Raw genomic sequence first — 17436 nt, 5'->3', positions numbered from 1 at the left:
CCTACATCACGAATGATGTTCCCTCCAGTCTGAGTTGCCTCCTCCTTCTTGAGAGCCGAATAATTGGCAGAAAACAGCATCATGGTCTTCATTTTGTGATAAGCCAGCCCCCTCAACAGGTGTTTGCAAAAATGCTCTTTGAGATACATTAGTCACTGCATTCATTCTGCTAATCCTCTCGCTCAGATACAACTTGGGACATCACCAAATCCGAATTACAACTTTAAACAGCTCAAACTATGTGTATTCAGGCTAAAGTGGGGGGATCATCAAGATTTTCTTAATTCAATGATTACGCCATCTGACTAGCTGTGGTGATATTACTGGAATGAAAAAGCCAAAGCGGTATGGCACTTTGGCTTAAATACTTTAATTTGTTCAGTACACTCAAACAAATAGATTCATAACCAGCATCGCACCAAATGCATTAAGCACTGAAATGATGATCATGACTGGAATATAGCAGCCTTCTGTACCAATTGGCCCCATAATACGTCCCATATACTGAACTTGTGAGCCCATCAGGTAGATCGCTGGGGCCAAAATAGCAATGTGCGCGCCGTTAAGAATACCTTGATCAAATAAGGTTATGACTACACCAACAGCACCTCCCATCGACATCCACGCTCCAATCAATACGGCAGCAGCTTCACCGGGCAAACCAAATATCGCCATAACGGGGGCAAAGACCGTCCCCATCATGTCTAACGCTCCTGTTATTTGCAGTGCTTTGATGATTACAAACGCCATCAGAACATTTGGCACGGTTGAAGTCGTTGCAATCACCCAACCTTTCTTTGCCCCTTCGACAAAAATATCCGTTACCATAGGTTTTCTCGTTTTCACTTCACTCATTGGGCTGCCTCCTGCTGTAAACGTTGCGTATTTTTATCTTGTTTACCTTCAGTGATGTTGAGGTAGACACGAAACAGATTGGCGCCAACAAACTTAAAGACAAACATAATGGCTACAGCGAGACCAATTGACGACGTCACGGCCAGCGACCCATCAACCAAAGTCAGGGTGAACAACACAGCTCCAGAAGAGAAGAAATTGACAATAGTCGCCCCCGCAGTGAACTGAAACATGGTAAATACATCGGTTTCACGTTTGGTCAGACGACCTTCATCCTTGAGTTGGCGAGTCATGGCGGCTCCGGCATCAGTGCTTTGTAGTGACGCAATCAATGCAAGGCCGGAGCTACCCGGTATTCCCATCAAAGGTCGTAATAAAGGAGTAAGCAATTTACGAGCAGCATCTAGTGCACCGTAATGCTCAAGGACATTAATCACACCCAGTGCGAACATCACGGTTGGAATCAAAGTTAATGCAAAGATAAAACCATCACGTGCACCACTACCGCCTTTACCACGCAGTGACGTCGTTGCAGCTTCAACGCCATCCGCCGTTTCAGTCACGTTATACGCAACCTGCCCGAACGAGCCATTGAGAGTTGTAAAATCAAGCACACCATACCATTCACCGGATTTCATCAAGCCAGAAAAGAATATGACAGCAAATGCGAGAGCAACGTAGCATCCCCAGGTTACTTTGCGCTGCTTTATGTTTGGATCGGACATATATCACCTATGTTTTATGTGGAACAGGACACATAGGATCTTGTTTTAAATCGTACGCTATAGTGATGATCCGTATCAATTACTTAGAAGGGGCAACTCTGACCAGAAATCTATTATCTTATTTTGTGATTATGTTCATAATCAGCGCTTTTATCTGCACATTAAATTCAACAATGCATATCAACTTTATTCATAAATCATTCATTTATTGATAAAAACTGGCGACAATTCAATCAGATCAAACCTATCTCACATACCCATCGCCAAAACCTCTTTAGAATGGCTCCACCATAACAACAATCTTCTTTCAAGGAGTGAAAGTATGAAATTGCAGTGGTCCGCTTTTGTCGCCCTTTTATTACTTCCCTTTTCGACTTTTGCAGCCAACAGCCCCCAAGAAACCTTACCTTTAACTCAATCTACCATCGGCTATGTGGCCATCCTGATTTTCACCTGTGCGTATGCGTTGGTGATGCTGGAAGAGTATCTGTCGCTGAGAAAGTCCAAACCTGTCCTGCTCGCGGCGGGCCTCATCTGGGCCATGATTGGTTACGTCTATTCGCAACATGGTCAAATTGAAGTTGCCAAGTCAGCGCTAGAACACAACCTGCTGGAATACGCAGAATTGTTACTGTTCTTACTGGTGGCTATGACCTATATCAGCGCAATGGAAGAGCGGCGATTGTTCGATGCGCTGCAAGCGTGGATGGTCGGGAAAGGCTTTAATTACAAGTCGTTATTCTGGTTAACCGGTATTCTGGCTTTCTTTATTTCTCCGATAGCCGACAACCTCACTACCGCTTTGTTAATGTGTGCCGTAGTGATGAAAGTCGCCGGAGATAACCCCAAATTTATTAACCTGGCGTGTATCAATATTGTGGTCGCCGCCAACGCCGGTGGAGCTTTCAGTCCATTTGGTGATATCACAACATTGATGGTATGGCAGGCGGGCTATGTCTCATTCTCTGAGTTTTTGCCTTTATTCTTGCCTTCCGTCGCCAACTACGTTGTACCGGCGATCATCATGTCGATGTTCGTGCCAAGTACCACGCCTGATGTTGTCCACCAGCACGTAGAGCTAAAACGTGGTGCACGCCGAATTGTGGGCTTATTTATCCTCACTATTGCTACTGCCGTCGCCTTCCATGCCGTACTGCACTTCCCACCCGTGATTGGCATGATGATGGGTCTGGCTTATTTACAATTTTTCGGCTTTTTCCTTCGTAAAACCCTTAAAGCTTCGCTGCATAAGAAAGCAGCGCTTGCGATTGCCAATCGTGATGACATCGCATTGAAACGTCTAGGCTCCGTTGTACCGTTCGATGTGTTTAGACGAGTCTCTCATGCGGAGTGGGATACGTTACTTTTCTTCTATGGCGTAGTGATGTGTGTCGGTGGCTTGAGTCTACTCGGCTACCTAGGTTTAGTATCTGAAGTGATGTACACCCAGTGGGATCCGATCTGGGCGAATGTCATGGTGGGGATCTTGTCTGCCATTGTCGATAACATCCCAGTTATGTTTGCCGTCCTGACCATGGAGCCAACCATGTCGATGGGTAACTGGCTACTGGTTACGCTGACCGCAGGTGTGGGTGGCAGTTTGCTATCAATAGGCTCTGCTGCTGGGGTTGCGCTGATGGGGGCTGCGCATGGTAAGTATACCTTCTTCGGCCATCTCAAATGGGCACCTGTGATAGGTATCGGCTATGCCGTCAGTATTGCGCTCCATCTGATGCTCAACTCTGCATTGTTCTGAAGCACCTAAGCACCCTACAACAAAAAAGGACAGCCAAATGGCTGTCCTTTTCAATTGCATCTAAACAAGTACGTGGTTATTCCAAGCGCTTCTGCCACACACTTGCCAGTTGGTATCTTGCACAGGTGCTGCAAGTGAGCGCCTCATTTTCCCCATGAATGCGCATAACAATGTCTTCGCGTTTCTCTTTAGAGTTGTTGCGCATTGTTATGGTAAGAAAGTTATCGTCCACCACAAAAGGTTTGGTGACATCTGGCGCACCGACGCGACTAATCGTCACCATCGCATCTTTAAACATCAGTAAATCTTGGGTATACAAATTTTCATATACCCCTTCAAACTCATAGGTTTGTTTGTTGATCATTCGATCAAGCTTTTCTTCAAAACACCCTTGCAGCAAAAGCATTACTAGCAAGGAGAAAATTCCTTTTTCTAACCGCATCACTCAGGTTCCCAATGCTCTATCTTTAACAATGCCGCCTTCCTTTCCAAGCCACCAGCATAACCAGTTAGCTTACCGCTTTTACCAATCACTCGATGGCAAGGCACAATCACAGAGATAGGATTCTTACCATTTGCTAGCCCCACAGCTCTAACGGCTTTTGGGTTGCCAATGGCATCGGCAAGCTGTTGATAGCTCCAAGTTTCTCCAAAAGGTATGGTCGTTAATGCCTTCCATACCTGCTGCTGAAACACCGTTCCTTCTGCTGCTAATGGTAGATCAAATTCCTTTCGGCTACCGGAAAAATACTCGTCTAACTGTTTGATTGCTTTAATAAGTATAGGATGTTCTTTATCGTTTTTGCCTAACTCTTCAGGTTGTGTGGTCTGAGTCTCAAACCAAGCACCTAACAAACCTTGCTCATTAGCTTGAATCGTCATCTGTCCAAGCGGCGTTTTAAAGGTGGTATAACTCTTGTTCATGCGTGACTCCAGCAATGGAATGTGGCGTAACTCCCCCATGGAGATACACTTTCAGCATTCAGTTCAGGGAATTGATTCAGGGCCTTCTTGACCACTAAATCACCCTCTAGGAAACAGTTGGGTTCAGAGGCGCCTCTCAATCTGGCGTAACTTACCGTCCACGGGCCAACACCTTTCACATCAAGCCATTGCTCCAGACTCGCTTGAGGGTTTTCTACAATAAACTGCGCAAAGCGTGCCAATGTTTCTTTGCGACTTTGCGGCATACGTAGAAAAGAAAGGTCCGCAGTAGCCACCTCTTGTGGTGTGGGAAAATGCGTAACACCCTCTGGTTGTAGGGTTTGAACCAAAAGATTGAGTTGACCAATGGCAGCTTTGATCGATACTTGCTGGCCTAAAATGGCTCTGACACCACCTTCCCAGGTGCTCCAGACGCCAGGAATACGAATCCCGCTACGCTGTATCAGGCTTGGATTCAGCGCATTCAGTTTCTGTTCAATGGTCAAAATGTCCGTATCTAGGTCAAACATTCTGCGCAGTTGATTTACTAACGCTTTCAAGCGGCGGGTATCAGATAGCTCAAACTCTACCCGCATGATTCCGGGTTTATGATAGCGAATCGCAAACCAGCCTTTCGCCCCTTCAATCTCAAACTTTCTCTGATAGCTTTCGTCGCTAATTTGCTCTAATCCGTTAATGGCTCGCAGGCGATAAAAATCCAGCATATGTTGCCAATCTAAAGGCCCTTTAAACGCCAGATCGATATAGCTACTTTCCACCGTAGAGGCGACCTGCTCTTTTCTGACCTGAGTCGGTGTCAGCTTAATAACCTGCTTAAAGGCATCATTAAAGCGACGCACACTGTTGAACCCACTGGCGAACGCGATATCCGTCACCGACATAGAGCTGGAATGGAGCAGTTGTTTGGCAAACATCAGTTGATGGTAAAGGGCGTATTGTTTTGGTGCCATCCCAAGGTGGTCTTGAAACAGCTGTCTTAAATAGCGGTCACTGATCCCAAGACGTTCAGCCAATTCAGCCAGACTGGACGTCTGCAACTCCCCTTGCTCAATCATTTTCAGAGCACGAAGAAACGTAGTTTCGACCCCTTTCCATGCCCAAGAACTTGGCGCACTGTCAGGACGACAACGCAAGCAAGGTCGATAGCCCGCCTGAAGCGCCTGCGCTTTCTCGACAAAATATTCTACATTTTCTTCTTTTGGTAAATTGGCTGGGCATATGGGGCGACAAAAAATGCCCGTGGTTTTAACCGCCACATAGAAGCGACCATCGAAGCGTGCATCCCTTGCCTGACGGGCGCTTTGACACTCTTGCAGCGATATTGATGATAATCCGTTCACACTCTTAATCCCGACATCTTTCAAACTCTTAAAACGAGTCTAATCGGCTCACTTTTTAATACTAGCCATTTTCGGAAGTTAATCGAATTTGCTATCAGTTTAAACTCTTCTAGAGTTAAAATGCAGATGATACAAATAATAAGGAAGTTGGCTATGAACCTGCACACATGCACGATAGTGCTAAAAGATAATCTCACCCTTACGTATGACAGCGTCGAACAAAGCCTCAGCGTCATTGAACAACATGGTCAGTCAGGTATCAATAATATATTGATTGATGCGACTGATGGTCAGACCATCCGATCCTACCATAATCTATCGATTGAGGAGTCAATTGAAAGCCTGATGGACTTGTAATACACAACTTCACTTCAGGAACATTCATTCAATCAGACAAAGAAGTGGACGTATCCTTCATTCATTGATTCAATTTATGTAAACAGTGAACTGGAAGGATACATAAAGCATGAAATTGCTGCTGGTTGAAGATGACGCAGAGATTGCTGAGTTCATACATAAAGGCTTAACAGAACAAGGCCATTCTCTTTGTCACGAACCTGATGCGAAAACGGGACTCGTTCGCGCCGCGAGCGAGTCTTTCGACGTTATCATTTTTGACCGCATGCTTCCCAGCATGGATGGTATCGACGCGATACGCGTACTCAGGCAAAGCCAAGTTCACTCCCCCATTCTCATCCTCACCGCCAAAGACAGTATTGGTGACCGAGTCGCGGGCCTTGAAGCCGGTGCCGATGACTACATGGTCAAGCCTTTTGCCTTCGAAGAATTAAACGCGCGAGTCAAAGCTTTAGCGAGGCGCCAACCAGTCAGTCAAGCCTCCACTCAGTTAACCGCCGGCCCACTCACGCTCGATAAGCTCAGTCGCAAAGTGACTCATTCAGGCACAGAAGTAGACCTGTTGCCCCGTGAATACCAAATTCTGGAATTGCTGATGGTTAATCAAGGTGAGTTGGTAACCCGAACCATGCTGCTGGAGCAGGTTTGGGGCTTTCAGTTTGACCCCAATACCAGTCTGGTTCAGACCCACGTAAGTCGCCTGAGAAACAAAGTCGATAAAGCCTTCAATACGGAACTTATCAAAACGGTGCGCGGGGCTGGCTATGTCCTCTCGTTCTAATACCAACCCAACCACACTTTGGCGTTCGTCCATTTTTAAATATACGCTGATTTCCTCTGCGCTGTTTTTTGTGTCGGCGTTGATTTTGTTAGGGGTGGTTGGCGGAACCTTCCTGTACAACACCAATCAGATCGACAAGCAAGAACAACGCGACACGTTACATTGGCTGGCGGAAGAAATCAGTGACAATGGCATAGACGGGCTAATCGAAGAGTTGGGGCTGGAAATCGAGGAAATCAACGAACCTGACTTTTGGCACAACCGGATGGAACGTAATCTCTACGTGATGTACCTTAAATACGGCGACCAAAGTTACGGTTTTGAACCTCTCCACCAAGCGCTTCCGGGTTGGAACTGGCAGCCTCTTGAGATCACTCACTATGACGAAGAGGATCAGCCATACGAAGAAACGTATCAGGTCAGAACTTTGCGCCAAGATCTCGACCAAGAAGTCACACTGATCGTTGCCACCAGCGAGAGTTACGATTACCAATCCATCTTCAACACACTGTCGAGTGGGTTGCTCTGGGTCTGCCTGACCGCTCTGCCTCTGTCTGTCCTGATTGCCTACCTGTTGAGCCGCAAAGTGTATCAGCGTCTTGATCTATTGTCGGACGAATTAGAGTCCATCGGCGCCACCAATCTTAGCCAACGTGTTCCTTTATCCATCCATGCCGATGAGTTTGATCGTCTTTCAGAAAACATCAACCAGATGCTAGAAAGGATCGAAAACCTCCACACCAATATCGAAGACGTGACAGTAGGTATCGCCCATGACTTAAAAACACCGCTTACCCGATTGGCCAATCAGCTCCAACTAATGGCAATGGATAATGACCACTCAGAGCAACACATCGAGAAGGCTCAAGCTCAAGTCGCAGAAATGCTAAAAACATTTAACAGCTTGCTACGTCTGAGCGAAATTGAATCGGGCAAACGTAAAGCGCATTTCACCCCCATCAATTTGTCCGAGCTTGTTGAGGATCTGGTGGAGAGTTATCAGCCTGTCTTTGAAGATCATCACTTACAGCTCACCAGTGCTATCGTGCCCGGAATAATGCTTTCTGGGGATAACGAACTGCTGAACCAGATGATCATTAATCTGTTTGAAAACAACCTCAAGTACAGCCAAGAAAATGGCCAGATATGGGTGCACTTACAGCCTTCTGAATCGGGTTTAACTCTGCAACTGGGAGACGATGGCCCGGGTATCGCCTCTCAGCACCAAGCAAGAATTTTCGAACGCTTCTACACCGCCGACACCAGCCGAAGTAACGCCAGCAATGGTCTCGGGTTGAGCTTAGTTCAGAGTATCGCTCATCTTCATGGCGCCTCAGTTACTTTGTTACCCGACACTCAAGGGACAGTGTTTAATATTCAGTTTTTCACTAACCATACAAATTTGTAAGGTTAGCTGCCCTGATATGTAAACCGCGCTAGCACGCCAGATACATATACTCCTTTCAAGCCTTATGGAAAGGAGTATTGGCCATGCCATTGAATTACAAGTTATCGGTAATACTGTTACTGAACGTATTGCTGACGGCTGCTTGTCAGAGCTCAGAGGATGAACAAGCAAACGAGGGCGCGCTATCAACGAACACCCATCAAAACTGGCATTGCCAGAATTCCGATACCTCGCACCAAGTGCGTTTTCTGAATCAATCAACGTTTGGCGCAAACCGCACCGAAGTGGCCCGTTTATGCCAGCTTGGGCAGTCGCAGTGGTTCCTAAATCAGCTCGATGAGCGCCCAAGTTATCTGATGCCCTATGTTCAGACTAAACTGGCACAAACCGACCGAGAGTCAGAAGACGAGTTGAGCGCTTTTGTGTTTGAATCGCCTACGTTTGGTTTCTGGACGAATGCGATTGCAGGCAATGATCAGCTTCGACAGCGCATGGCCTTTGCGCTGTCTGAGATTTTTGTCATTTCGACGAAAGGGGGCGAGGTGCTGGCTGAAACGCCAACCGCAATTGCCCGCTATCAGGATTTGCTGATTAAACACGCTTTCGGCAACTATCGAACGCTATTGGACGACATAACCTATTCCGCCACCATGGGCTACTACTTAACGTATATAGGCAGCAAAAAAGCAGACCCAGCAACGGGGAGAGTACCAGACGAAAACTACGCTCGTGAGCTATTGCAACTGTTCAGTATTGGCGTCACCTTACTCAATCAGGATGGGACGCAAAAAACTGATAGTCAGGGAAAGCCTGTTGAAGCCTACAACAATCAGGATATTACCGGCCTAGCCAAAGTGTTTACGGGCTTTGACCTCGACGTGCCAGCGACACTGGATGAAGATGAACGCCACGATGCATGGATGGACGCAGCGCTCAAACCAATGATCATTCGCAAAAGGGAGCACTCTCAGGTAGAAAAACACTTTCTCGGTAAGACCCTCGCGGCCAATACTCCCGCCAGACAAACGATTCAGCAAGCACTCGATCATATCTTCGCTCACCCAAATGTCGCACCATTTTTCAGTACTCAACTGATCAAAAGATTGACCTCCAGTAACCCGTCCCCTGCTTACGTTAAGCGGGTTGCCGACAGCTTTGATGCGGGTTGGTACACCTTACCCAATGGGCAAGTTGTCGGCACTCGGCAACGTGGCGACTTAGGAGCAACGTTGGCGGCTATCTTATTTGACCCTGAAACACGCCAAGATCCTGCTTCTCAATATGGCAAACTGAGGGAGCCCATACTCACTTTCACGCAATGGGCACGCGCTTTCGAGATAAGAAAAGTCACTCCTCAATTTAAGCTCGATCTCTGGTCAACCGACAGCGCAGACGCGCTCTCTCAACACCCCTATCGTTCGCCTTCGGTATTTAACTATTTCCGCCCCGGCTACGTACCTCCGGGCAGTCACAGTGCCGATATGGGCTTAACCGCTCCTGAAATGCAGCTAATTAATGCCTCTAGCCTTCCCGGTTACAGCAATTTTCTCACTCATTTTATTTTCAACAATATGGTGGAGGAAGATATTGACGACGCACAGGCTGAGCTGGCTGAAGAAGGCAAAAGAGTCAGCCGCTCACAAGTAAAACAGAGCTTTCACGCTCGCTATCAATACGAGTATCAACTTGCTCGCCACCCCGACAAACTGGTCCAACACTTAGACCTGCTTCTGACTGGTAACCGCCTGTCGACCGATACTAAGCGCTCTATTACCACCAGCATCAACGAACTCGACCCAAACGAGGATCGCTTACTGCGAGTCCAGCTTGCCATCCTGATGGTCATGACGTCACCGGACTACCTATTTCAGTACTGAGGAGTAACGGATTATGAACCGTAGAAAATTCTTAAAAGGCGGTATAGCAGCAGCGGCTATGACCCCATGTATGGCTTCATTTGCTAGTCTACTGTCATCGCTAAACAGCTCAGTGGCAAAAGCTGACACGCCCAGCGAGTACAAAGCCTTGGTGTGTCTGTTCCTCTACGGGGGCATGGATAACCACGATACTGTGATTCCTTACGACGCACCAAACTATGAGCGATGGGCCAAAGTACGCCGGCCTTTACTGAGCAGCAAAACGAAACGTGCCAGAGAAGATCTTAAGCGACTCAGCGGTACTGAAGGCCAGCAGCAATATGCGCTCCCCCCAGAATTATCCGGTATTCACTCGCTATACGAGCAAGGACATGCCGCGGTGATTGCCAACGTGGGCCCTTTGACTCGGCCGACCAATGCCAGCAACTATGACAGCGTTCCAAACATTCAACCTGCTCGGTTGTTTTCTCACAATGATCAGCAATCTACATGGATGTCGGGACTTCCAGAAGGTGCTCGCTACGGATGGGGAGGCCGCCTTAGTGATGCTCTGGCCCGAAGTGGTCACTCGCCAGACACGCCATTCAATAACATTTCAACTGGGTCTGGTGAGCTGCTGTTAACCGGAGCTCGCAGCTACCCCTACCGAGTAGAGGGTGGGCAAGCAAGGCAACCTTACATACTGGAAGAAGCCGATGGCGAACTGAGAAGTCACCTTCTGCGACATTTTCGTTCCTCCCATTATGTTTCATCAAACCCCATTCAACAGGATCTAGCTCGTAAAATGATGCAGTCCTTTGATGCCAACCAAAGTTACAACCGTGCCACTGGTGGTGTCCGCATTGCGACTAAATTTCCTGATACAGAGCTGGGCAGTCAGCTGTGGAGCGTCGCCAATACGATGGCCGCGCGGCGTCAACTGGGTGTGGCACGTCAGATATTTTCGGTAGATTTGGGGGGCTTTGATACTCACTCCAATCAAGCGACGACCCTGCCACAGTTACAACAGCAAATGAGTGCAGCGATCACCTCATTTTATTCCGCACTGCGAGAGCTCGGGCTGGAGAATCAAGTCACCCTATTTACGGCCTCAGATTTTGGTCGAACCTTGGCCGTCAATGACGACGGCACGGACCACGGCTGGGGCGGACATCACTTTGTGATTGGTGGCGCGGTGCAAGGTCGTCAAATCATCGGGGCTATGCCACCCCCAACGTTCGGACATAACCAAGATGCAGGCAACGGCAGGCTAATTCCAACCACTTCCGTTGACCAGTACGCTGCGGCACTCGGAAGTTGGTTGGGAGCATCGGACAGCGCGCTATCAGAGATCTTCCCTAACCTGAAAAACTTTACGAAGATTAACGGCTTATTTAAGAGTTAAAGTGCCCAGTAAAGGTCATTTGAGCAAGACAGCCCTGCTGTTTTGGGCTGTCTTGCAATTCAAACTTCCAGCCATAACTTTGGCAGATACGGTTAACAATCAACAACCCTAAACCGTGCTCTGTTTCAGGCTTATCACTCAAGCCAGGCCCAGTATCGGTCACTTTTATCGAATGTGAATCAATGGTAACGCTAATCTCGCCCTGCTCGGTAAACCTCAGCGCGTTTTCAATCAGGTTTTTTAAAACCATATTCAAGACACTCATCGGCAAGTTTATCTGGCACCCGGTTTCGATCTCCAGAGTCAGTTCAACGCCCGGCTGCAGTTTTTGGCGATAACGCTCCATCACAATATCTTTCTCAACCACATAGAAATACTGATCGTTGCGATTGGCGTTTTCCTGCTTAACGATGTTAAGCAGCACTTCCACCGTTTCCTGCATTCCGGTTGCCGCTTTCAGAATGCGCTCTCGCTGCTTCGCCTGAAAATCGGTATCGGATTTCATGTTTTGCAGGTTTGCGGCACCAAGCACCACTGAAATGGGTGTTTTTAATTCATGACTGGCGTATTTGGCGAACATCAGTTCCTGCTTTGCTAAGCGCTCTTTCTTCTGTTTGTAGCCGTTAAGATGACGAGTCAGTTGCTTGATCTCATCGATCGCCTGTTCTGGCACATCAAAATCTTGATCCTTTTTCTCTGCTAATTGGTCAGACAAGGTCGAAATGGGCGACATCAACCCATCAAATACGCGTTTCAGAGATGCTCTCAGCACTAACAGTAAAAAAACCATCAGCAGCATCGAGATACCCATCAGCGTATCCCAATTATCATCACCAAAGTCGAGGGCAAAAGAATCAATAGCAAGATAGGTCGGAATCACCGCCCCTTGATATTCAAACTCAAAGTAAAACGCGACGTTACCGTGAAGGTCATAGGAATCTAATAGAAAGTCGGGAATATTCGGCTTGATATCCCGCTTGATTTCATTGATGTGGTAATCGCGTTTAACCTGATTCGGCGCGAAAGGCTTCATTCTTTTCACCGCGTCACTCAGATAGCTTTCTCCATAATAGGCAATCACATGTTTGCTGAGATAGGACATCGGCACCTGTTCTAGCTGATAGTGCTTTATCGCAACTTGCTGAAAAGAGCGAAGGTGATCTTCAAGCTGTTCCTCTTCTTGTAGTACCAAACCAATCGAGAACGCAAAAAAGACCAAAAATGATGTGGTCAGCGCAATTGCTGAGAAATTAAACAGCAAACGAAGTTTGACATCTTCTATGGAGTTGCCGCGCGGCTTTCTGAACCATTTTTTAATCGACATGATCGGTCACCAATTTGAAACCAAATTTTGGCACTGTTACCAGCATGGGGTAATCGAATGGCTTGTCGAGGGCATTCCTCAGCAGATAAATGTGACTGCGCAGAATATCTTTATCTGGCGCGTCTTCTCCCCACAATTGCTGAATCAGCGAATCACGAGATACCACTTCTCCTTTGGCTTTCACCAGCATCAGCAAGATTTGATAGGTTGCCGGTGTCAGGTCAAGCTCGATACCAAGGCGGGTCACTCTATGGGTCTTTTCTTCAATCGACAGATCGCCGTAGTTTAAGCGTGTACGGGTAACATTGCCTTTATAACGCTTAATCAACGATATCAACCGGACTTCCAACTCTGGAAACTGAAATGGTTTACTGACGAAGTCATCGACACCAGATTCAAATCCGGCCAGCAGGTCTTGCTGCCCATTGAGTGCGGTCAGCATCAAAATCGGCGTAGTGATTCCATTCTCTCTCAACTCTTTAGCAACTTGCATCCCGTCTTTTTTCGGCATCATCACATCAAGAATAATCGCGTCAAATTCATGCTTTAACGCAAGATTAAGCCCTAACAAGCCGTTACTGGCAAAATCGACTTCAGCTTCTTTCACTTCAAGAAAATCAGCCAGAATCCCCTGCAACTCCTCGTTATCTTCGACGACCAGAATTCGACTACCTACTAACATATCCAGCTCCGATGATGGTGTTTCATTCATGGTGAAATCGCTCTTGTCGAAAAAATGTCAAATTGAGTGTGAAAGAGAATCTTAGTGCTGTCGAATACATTTCGACAAAAAGTCGACATCCCCAAATTCAGACTTTCTGTCATAGAACACGGGGAGACCACCATGAACATAAAACTTTCGATTCTCGCCATCGCAGGCATTCTCATTACCGGACCCGCTCTCGCCATTGAGTTGATTGGTCAGGTGCAAAGCAAACACAGACAAAGCATCGTTGCTGAAGTCGACGGTGTGGTGGAATCTGCACTGCTCGAACCGGGTGACTTAATTGGCAAAAATCAGGTTCTAGCCAGAATCAAAGTGCAGGATTTTCGCTTTGAAGTAGCCAAAAAGAAAGCCAGCCTAGAATTAGCCCAAGCCAATATGCAACTGACCAAAGCCACGTTTGAACGTTATCAGGAGCTGGTCAGCAAAAAGAGCCTATCTGCCAATGAGTTGGACATCGCCAAAGCGGAATACCTCAATGCCAGAGCCAATGTCGATCTGGCTAAGATCGAGCTAGAAGAAGCGGAACAAGACCTGAGTAACACCAAAATAACGTCAAACATCGAAGGTTTTGTCGTCAGCCGTAGCGCAGAATCTGGTGATTGGGTCAGTCAGGGCGACCTACTCTATCAACTGGTCAATATTGATACCTTGACCATACGCCTGCTTGCCAGTGAGCACGATATGAAGGAGCTCAATGTCGGGCAACCCATTGAAGTCTGGACCGAAACAGTACCGGGCAACCGCATCCAATCCACCATTAAACGCATCGGGGTGGAAATGGATACCGAAACCCGCGCCTATCCGATTGAAATTGAAGTCGACAATCCGGGTTTCCACCTCAAGCCAGGCATGTCTGTCTACGCAACGACTTCACTTCCATCAAACTCAATCAGCGCTAACGCGCAAGATTAAGATCGGGAGGAACAATGGAATCACTGATTGCTTACTTTGCCACGCGCCAGTTTTTAGCCCGCATCATTACCATCATGGTGATGCTGGCCGGAGCCGCTTCTCTCTATACTCTTAAACTTCAAGAGTACCCTGATATCGCTTTTGACTCAGCGGATATAGAAACCTTTTACCCAGGCTCCACCGCTCAGGATGTTGAGCTCAACATTACCAATCCGATAGAAAAGGAGCTGCGTAGTGTTGAAGGTATCAAATATTTTTCCTCTCAGTCGACGGATGGTGTGTCGGCGATAGAAGTAGAATTCTTACCCGGCGAAGACGCTGCTCGCATTCTGCGCGACATTCAGCAGGCAGTTGACCGAGTTGAAGGGTTACCGGAAGACATCACCAATCCTCCGGTCGTCACTCAGATGCAAACATCCTCACTCGATATATTGCGCTTTGGTGTTGGATTATCGAACCCAGAAGACGATGAAGCACAGCTACAGAATTACGCTTACCAGCTAGAAAAGAGCCTCAACAATGTGTCCGGCGTCGGCAAAGTGACGATGTTTGGCTATAACGAGCGTGAGTTCTGGGTTCAGATTGATCCTGAAAAAGCCAGTCGCTATCAGGTGACGTTTGACGATCTCAGTCAGGCAGTAGAACTGCACAACCTATCCCAATCCGGTGGTGTGGTGGAGTCTTGGAGTCGAGAGCAAAAAATCGTCACCATGACGCAAGTACAAACCGCGCAAGACATCAGCGATATCGTAGTCAAAAGCCTCGGCAAAGGCACCTTAGTCAAAGTTGGGGATGTCGCTACTGTGGTTGATACTTTTGCCAAGGCCACGCAGAAGGGCACAGTCAACGGCTCAGATGCGATTATTTTCTCCGTCACCAACAGCAGCAATGCCGATATCATTGCCACGGTTGAAAACGTCAAAGCACTGTTAGAGAAAGAGCAAACACGTCTTAACGGTCAGTTCCAGTTCGAGATCAGTGAGAACATTGCCGATGACATGAACGATAAATTTTCGATTGTCGCCACCAATGGCGGGATCGGACTGGTGCTGGTTTTACTCGTCTTAAGCCTGATTCTTAAGCGTCAAATCGCGTTCTGGGTGTCGGTGTCGATTCCATTCTGTGTGTTTGGCGTCATGATGGTATTGCCTGCCATCGGGCTTAACTTAGACAGCATCACGTTGGCCGCACTGCTGCTGGTTGTCGGCATTATTGTCGATGACTCCGTCGTGGTGGCAGAAAGTATTTATCAGGAAAGAGAAAAAGGGAAAAAAGGCGTCGAGGCCGCAATTTCAGGCACCAAAAAGGTAATGAAGCCCATCATTGCCAGCTTAACCACAACCGCTCTGGTCTTTATCCCGATGGCCTTTATCCCCGGCGTGATGGGTAAAGCGGTCTTGGTGATTCCAATCACCGTGATTGCTGCGCTGCTGTTTTCCATGGCGGAATGTACCTTTACCCTGCCCGCGCATTTATCTGGCTCATTAGAAAGTAAAGAGGGCAACGACAAACCTGACCGCTTCGCCGCTATTAGCGTATTTTACACCGCACTTCTCACACGTTGTCTGAAATTCAAGAAAACGGTCTTGGTTGTGGCCATTGTGTGCTGTGTTGGCTCACTGGGATTAATCAGCACCTTGAAGCTCGATATTTTCCCTTCAGAATCAGCGAAATACATCGAGATTTATACAGAAATCGAACCGGGCACACCTCTCGACAAAGTGCGTGAAGCCCACAGCGCCGTTGAGCAGGCCATTACTTCTCTGCCTGACAGCGAACTGGTTTCCTGGGATATGACCTACGAAACACCAGTCAGTGAAGGCGTTGTCACACTGACCAGCTATGATCAGCGCGAGCGCAGTGCAGCTCAGATCATTGAAGATCTCAATCATCAGTTGGAAATGAAGAAAAAGGGCTTGTTCGTTAAGTTCTCTATTGATGCAGGCGGACCACCTCCGGGAGAGCCAGTCGAAATCCGTGTTCTTGGCGGAACCACCAGTGAACGTGATCAGGCTGTCGAACTGGTCAGCCAATGGTTAGAACAGCAAAACGGCGTTGCAGACATCACCAATAATGAAGCCCTCAAAGATCCGCAGCTAAACATAGTGCCGCAATACGACTGGCTCGCGACCTACAATCTGACCGTGTCTGACTTAGCCAACACACTACGCCTAGCATTTGATGGTGATAGCGTGACATCAACCTGGCTCGGCGATCAGGAAGTCGACATCCGACTTTTACTTGATGCTCCATATCGAGATATCGAAAAGTTGAGTACGACCAAAATCTACACCTCGGATGGTGACCGAGTTCCACTCAGCCGATTGGCGACGGTTGAGCAGATTGAGGCACCGCGATTGATTAAGCACTACAATGGTGAGCGTGAAGTCACGGTCACTGCGCAAATAACCAGCGACGACGTCAGCCCAGTCGCACTCTCGAATCAGCTTTTGAGTGACCTCAATGGCAAATACGCGTCGAGCATCACAATTGATGTCGGTGGTGAAGCGGAAAGCACCAACGAAACCATGAGTGGCTTTGTTGTCGCCTTCCCTGCGGCGATTGTTGCGATCTACTTCGTCTTAGCGATCATGTTCAATTCACTGCTACAGCCATTGCTGGTGATGTCGGTGATCCCTTTTGCGGTCGTTGCAGCATTAATGGCGTTGGTGGTTCACCTGCAACCTCTGTCTATGTTCGCTTTGATCGGAGTACTGGGCATGACAGGCGTCGTGGTCAATAACTCACTGGTCTTGATTAACCGCATCAACGAACTCAGAGCGGAAGGGCTTGCGGCCCTCAATGCAGTGATTGAAGCGTCAGTGAGTCGACTGCGCCCGATTTTGCTCACCTCCATCACCACGGTAGCGGGCCTATTACCATTAGCGTATGGCTTGGGCGGAACCGATGTTTACATGGGGCCAATGTCACTCACTCTCGGCTATGGCTTATTGTTCTCATTGCCCGTGGTATTGATTGTTGTTCCAGCGCTCTACGCGTTATGTTTCGCTCGAAAGCAAACCCTCGCAGAATAATAGGGTAACC

Annotated in this window: 16 protein-coding genes; 8 read left to right on the top strand and 8 right to left on the bottom strand. The window is 47.7% G+C overall.

The window, feature by feature from the left end; translation table 11 throughout:
- Positions 1-6: 6 nt before the first annotated feature.
- The 3 genes from IX95_RS26480 to IX95_RS04275 all read right to left on the bottom strand — a co-directional run bounded on the left by IX95_RS26480 (position 7) and on the right by IX95_RS04275 (position 1580).
- Positions 7-165, bottom strand: a complete 159-nt coding sequence (locus IX95_RS26480) for a hypothetical protein (protein ID WP_160174990.1) — start codon at positions 163-165, stop codon at positions 7-9.
- Between the two features lie 222 nt (positions 166-387).
- Positions 388-855 carry a YjiG family protein gene (locus tag IX95_RS04280; RefSeq protein ID WP_038157141.1) on the bottom strand — a complete coding sequence of 156 codons (468 nt, stop codon included), beginning with the start codon at positions 853-855 and terminating at the stop codon, positions 388-390.
- Entirely contained in the window at positions 852-1580 is a 729-nt protein-coding gene (locus tag IX95_RS04275) for a nucleoside recognition domain-containing protein (protein WP_038157139.1), read from the bottom strand. Before IX95_RS04275 ends, IX95_RS04280 begins: the two co-directional genes overlap by 4 nt.
- Before the next feature lie 322 nt (positions 1581-1902).
- Here IX95_RS04275 and nhaD point away from each other — a divergent pair, with 322 nt between their 5' ends.
- Positions 1903-3336, top strand: coding sequence for a sodium:proton antiporter NhaD (nhaD, locus tag IX95_RS04270; protein ID WP_038157137.1), 1434 nt, complete (start codon positions 1903-1905; stop codon positions 3334-3336).
- 76 nt (positions 3337-3412) lie between these two features.
- On the opposite strand, the gene IX95_RS04265 is transcribed toward nhaD, so the two are convergent.
- Genes IX95_RS04265 through IX95_RS04255 form a run of 3 tightly spaced genes read right to left on the bottom strand, consistent with a single transcriptional unit; the run spans position 3413 to position 5621 of the window.
- Entirely contained in the window at positions 3413-3778 is a 366-nt protein-coding gene (locus tag IX95_RS04265) for a hypothetical protein (RefSeq protein ID WP_031342621.1), read from the bottom strand.
- Positions 3778-4260 (bottom strand): methylated-DNA--[protein]-cysteine S-methyltransferase, encoded by a 483-nt coding sequence (locus IX95_RS04260; RefSeq protein WP_006960095.1) that lies wholly within the window; start codon positions 4258-4260, stop codon positions 3778-3780. Before IX95_RS04260 ends, IX95_RS04265 begins: the two co-directional genes overlap by 1 nt.
- Positions 4257-5621 (bottom strand): DNA-3-methyladenine glycosylase 2 family protein, encoded by a 1365-nt coding sequence (locus IX95_RS04255; RefSeq protein WP_038157135.1) that lies wholly within the window; start codon positions 5619-5621, stop codon positions 4257-4259. Before IX95_RS04255 ends, IX95_RS04260 begins: the two co-directional genes overlap by 4 nt.
- Positions 5622-5774: 153 nt before the next feature.
- Here IX95_RS04255 and IX95_RS04250 point away from each other — a divergent pair, with 153 nt between their 5' ends.
- The 5 genes from IX95_RS04250 (at position 5775) to IX95_RS04230 (ending at position 11428) form a co-directional block, all read left to right on the top strand.
- Complete coding sequence (locus IX95_RS04250; protein WP_038157134.1) at positions 5775-5978, top strand: hypothetical protein; 204 nt, start codon at positions 5775-5777, stop codon at positions 5976-5978.
- Positions 5979-6087: 109 nt separating this feature from the next.
- The gene (locus tag IX95_RS04245) at positions 6088-6759 is read left to right on the top strand and encodes a response regulator transcription factor (protein WP_006960092.1); all 672 of its coding nucleotides are present in this window, start codon (positions 6088-6090) and stop codon (positions 6757-6759) included.
- The gene (locus IX95_RS25660) at positions 6743-8167 is read left to right on the top strand and encodes a sensor histidine kinase (protein WP_051912461.1); all 1425 of its coding nucleotides are present in this window, start codon (positions 6743-6745) and stop codon (positions 8165-8167) included. Before IX95_RS04245 ends, IX95_RS25660 begins: the two co-directional genes overlap by 17 nt.
- An 83-nt stretch (positions 8168-8250) precedes the next feature.
- On the top strand, positions 8251-10044 hold the full coding sequence (locus IX95_RS04235) for a DUF1800 domain-containing protein (RefSeq protein ID WP_038157132.1): 1794 nt from the start codon (positions 8251-8253) through the stop codon (positions 10042-10044).
- Positions 10045-10057: 13 nt separating this feature from the next.
- The gene (locus IX95_RS04230; protein ID WP_038157129.1) at positions 10058-11428 is read left to right on the top strand and encodes a DUF1501 domain-containing protein; all 1371 of its coding nucleotides are present in this window, start codon (positions 10058-10060) and stop codon (positions 11426-11428) included.
- Here IX95_RS04230 and IX95_RS04225 read toward each other — a convergent pair.
- Positions 11418-12752 (bottom strand): sensor histidine kinase, encoded by a 1335-nt coding sequence (locus IX95_RS04225; RefSeq protein ID WP_038157125.1) that lies wholly within the window; start codon positions 12750-12752, stop codon positions 11418-11420. The genes IX95_RS04230 and IX95_RS04225 overlap by 11 nt on opposite strands.
- A complete protein-coding gene (locus IX95_RS04220) occupies positions 12742-13464 on the bottom strand; it encodes a response regulator transcription factor (RefSeq protein WP_051912459.1) in 723 nt (240 codons plus the stop codon). Before IX95_RS04220 ends, IX95_RS04225 begins: the two co-directional genes overlap by 11 nt.
- 132 nt (positions 13465-13596) lie before the next feature.
- On the opposite strand from IX95_RS04220, the gene IX95_RS04215 reads away from it, so the two are divergent.
- Both IX95_RS04215 and IX95_RS04210 read left to right on the top strand, forming a co-directional pair.
- Entirely contained in the window at positions 13597-14391 is a 795-nt protein-coding gene (locus IX95_RS04215; protein WP_038157123.1) for an efflux RND transporter periplasmic adaptor subunit, read from the top strand.
- 14 nt (positions 14392-14405) lie between these two features.
- Positions 14406-17426, top strand: coding sequence for an efflux RND transporter permease subunit (locus tag IX95_RS04210; protein WP_038157121.1), 3021 nt, complete (start codon positions 14406-14408; stop codon positions 17424-17426).
- Positions 17427-17436 lie beyond the last annotated feature (10 nt).

Source organism: Vibrio sp. B183 (assembly GCF_000740665.1).
Classification (GTDB): Bacteria; Pseudomonadota; Gammaproteobacteria; order Enterobacterales; family Vibrionaceae; genus Vibrio; species Vibrio coralliilyticus.
Note: the sequence above shows the minus strand (reverse complement) of the source record. Positions and strands in the feature narration are given on the sequence as shown.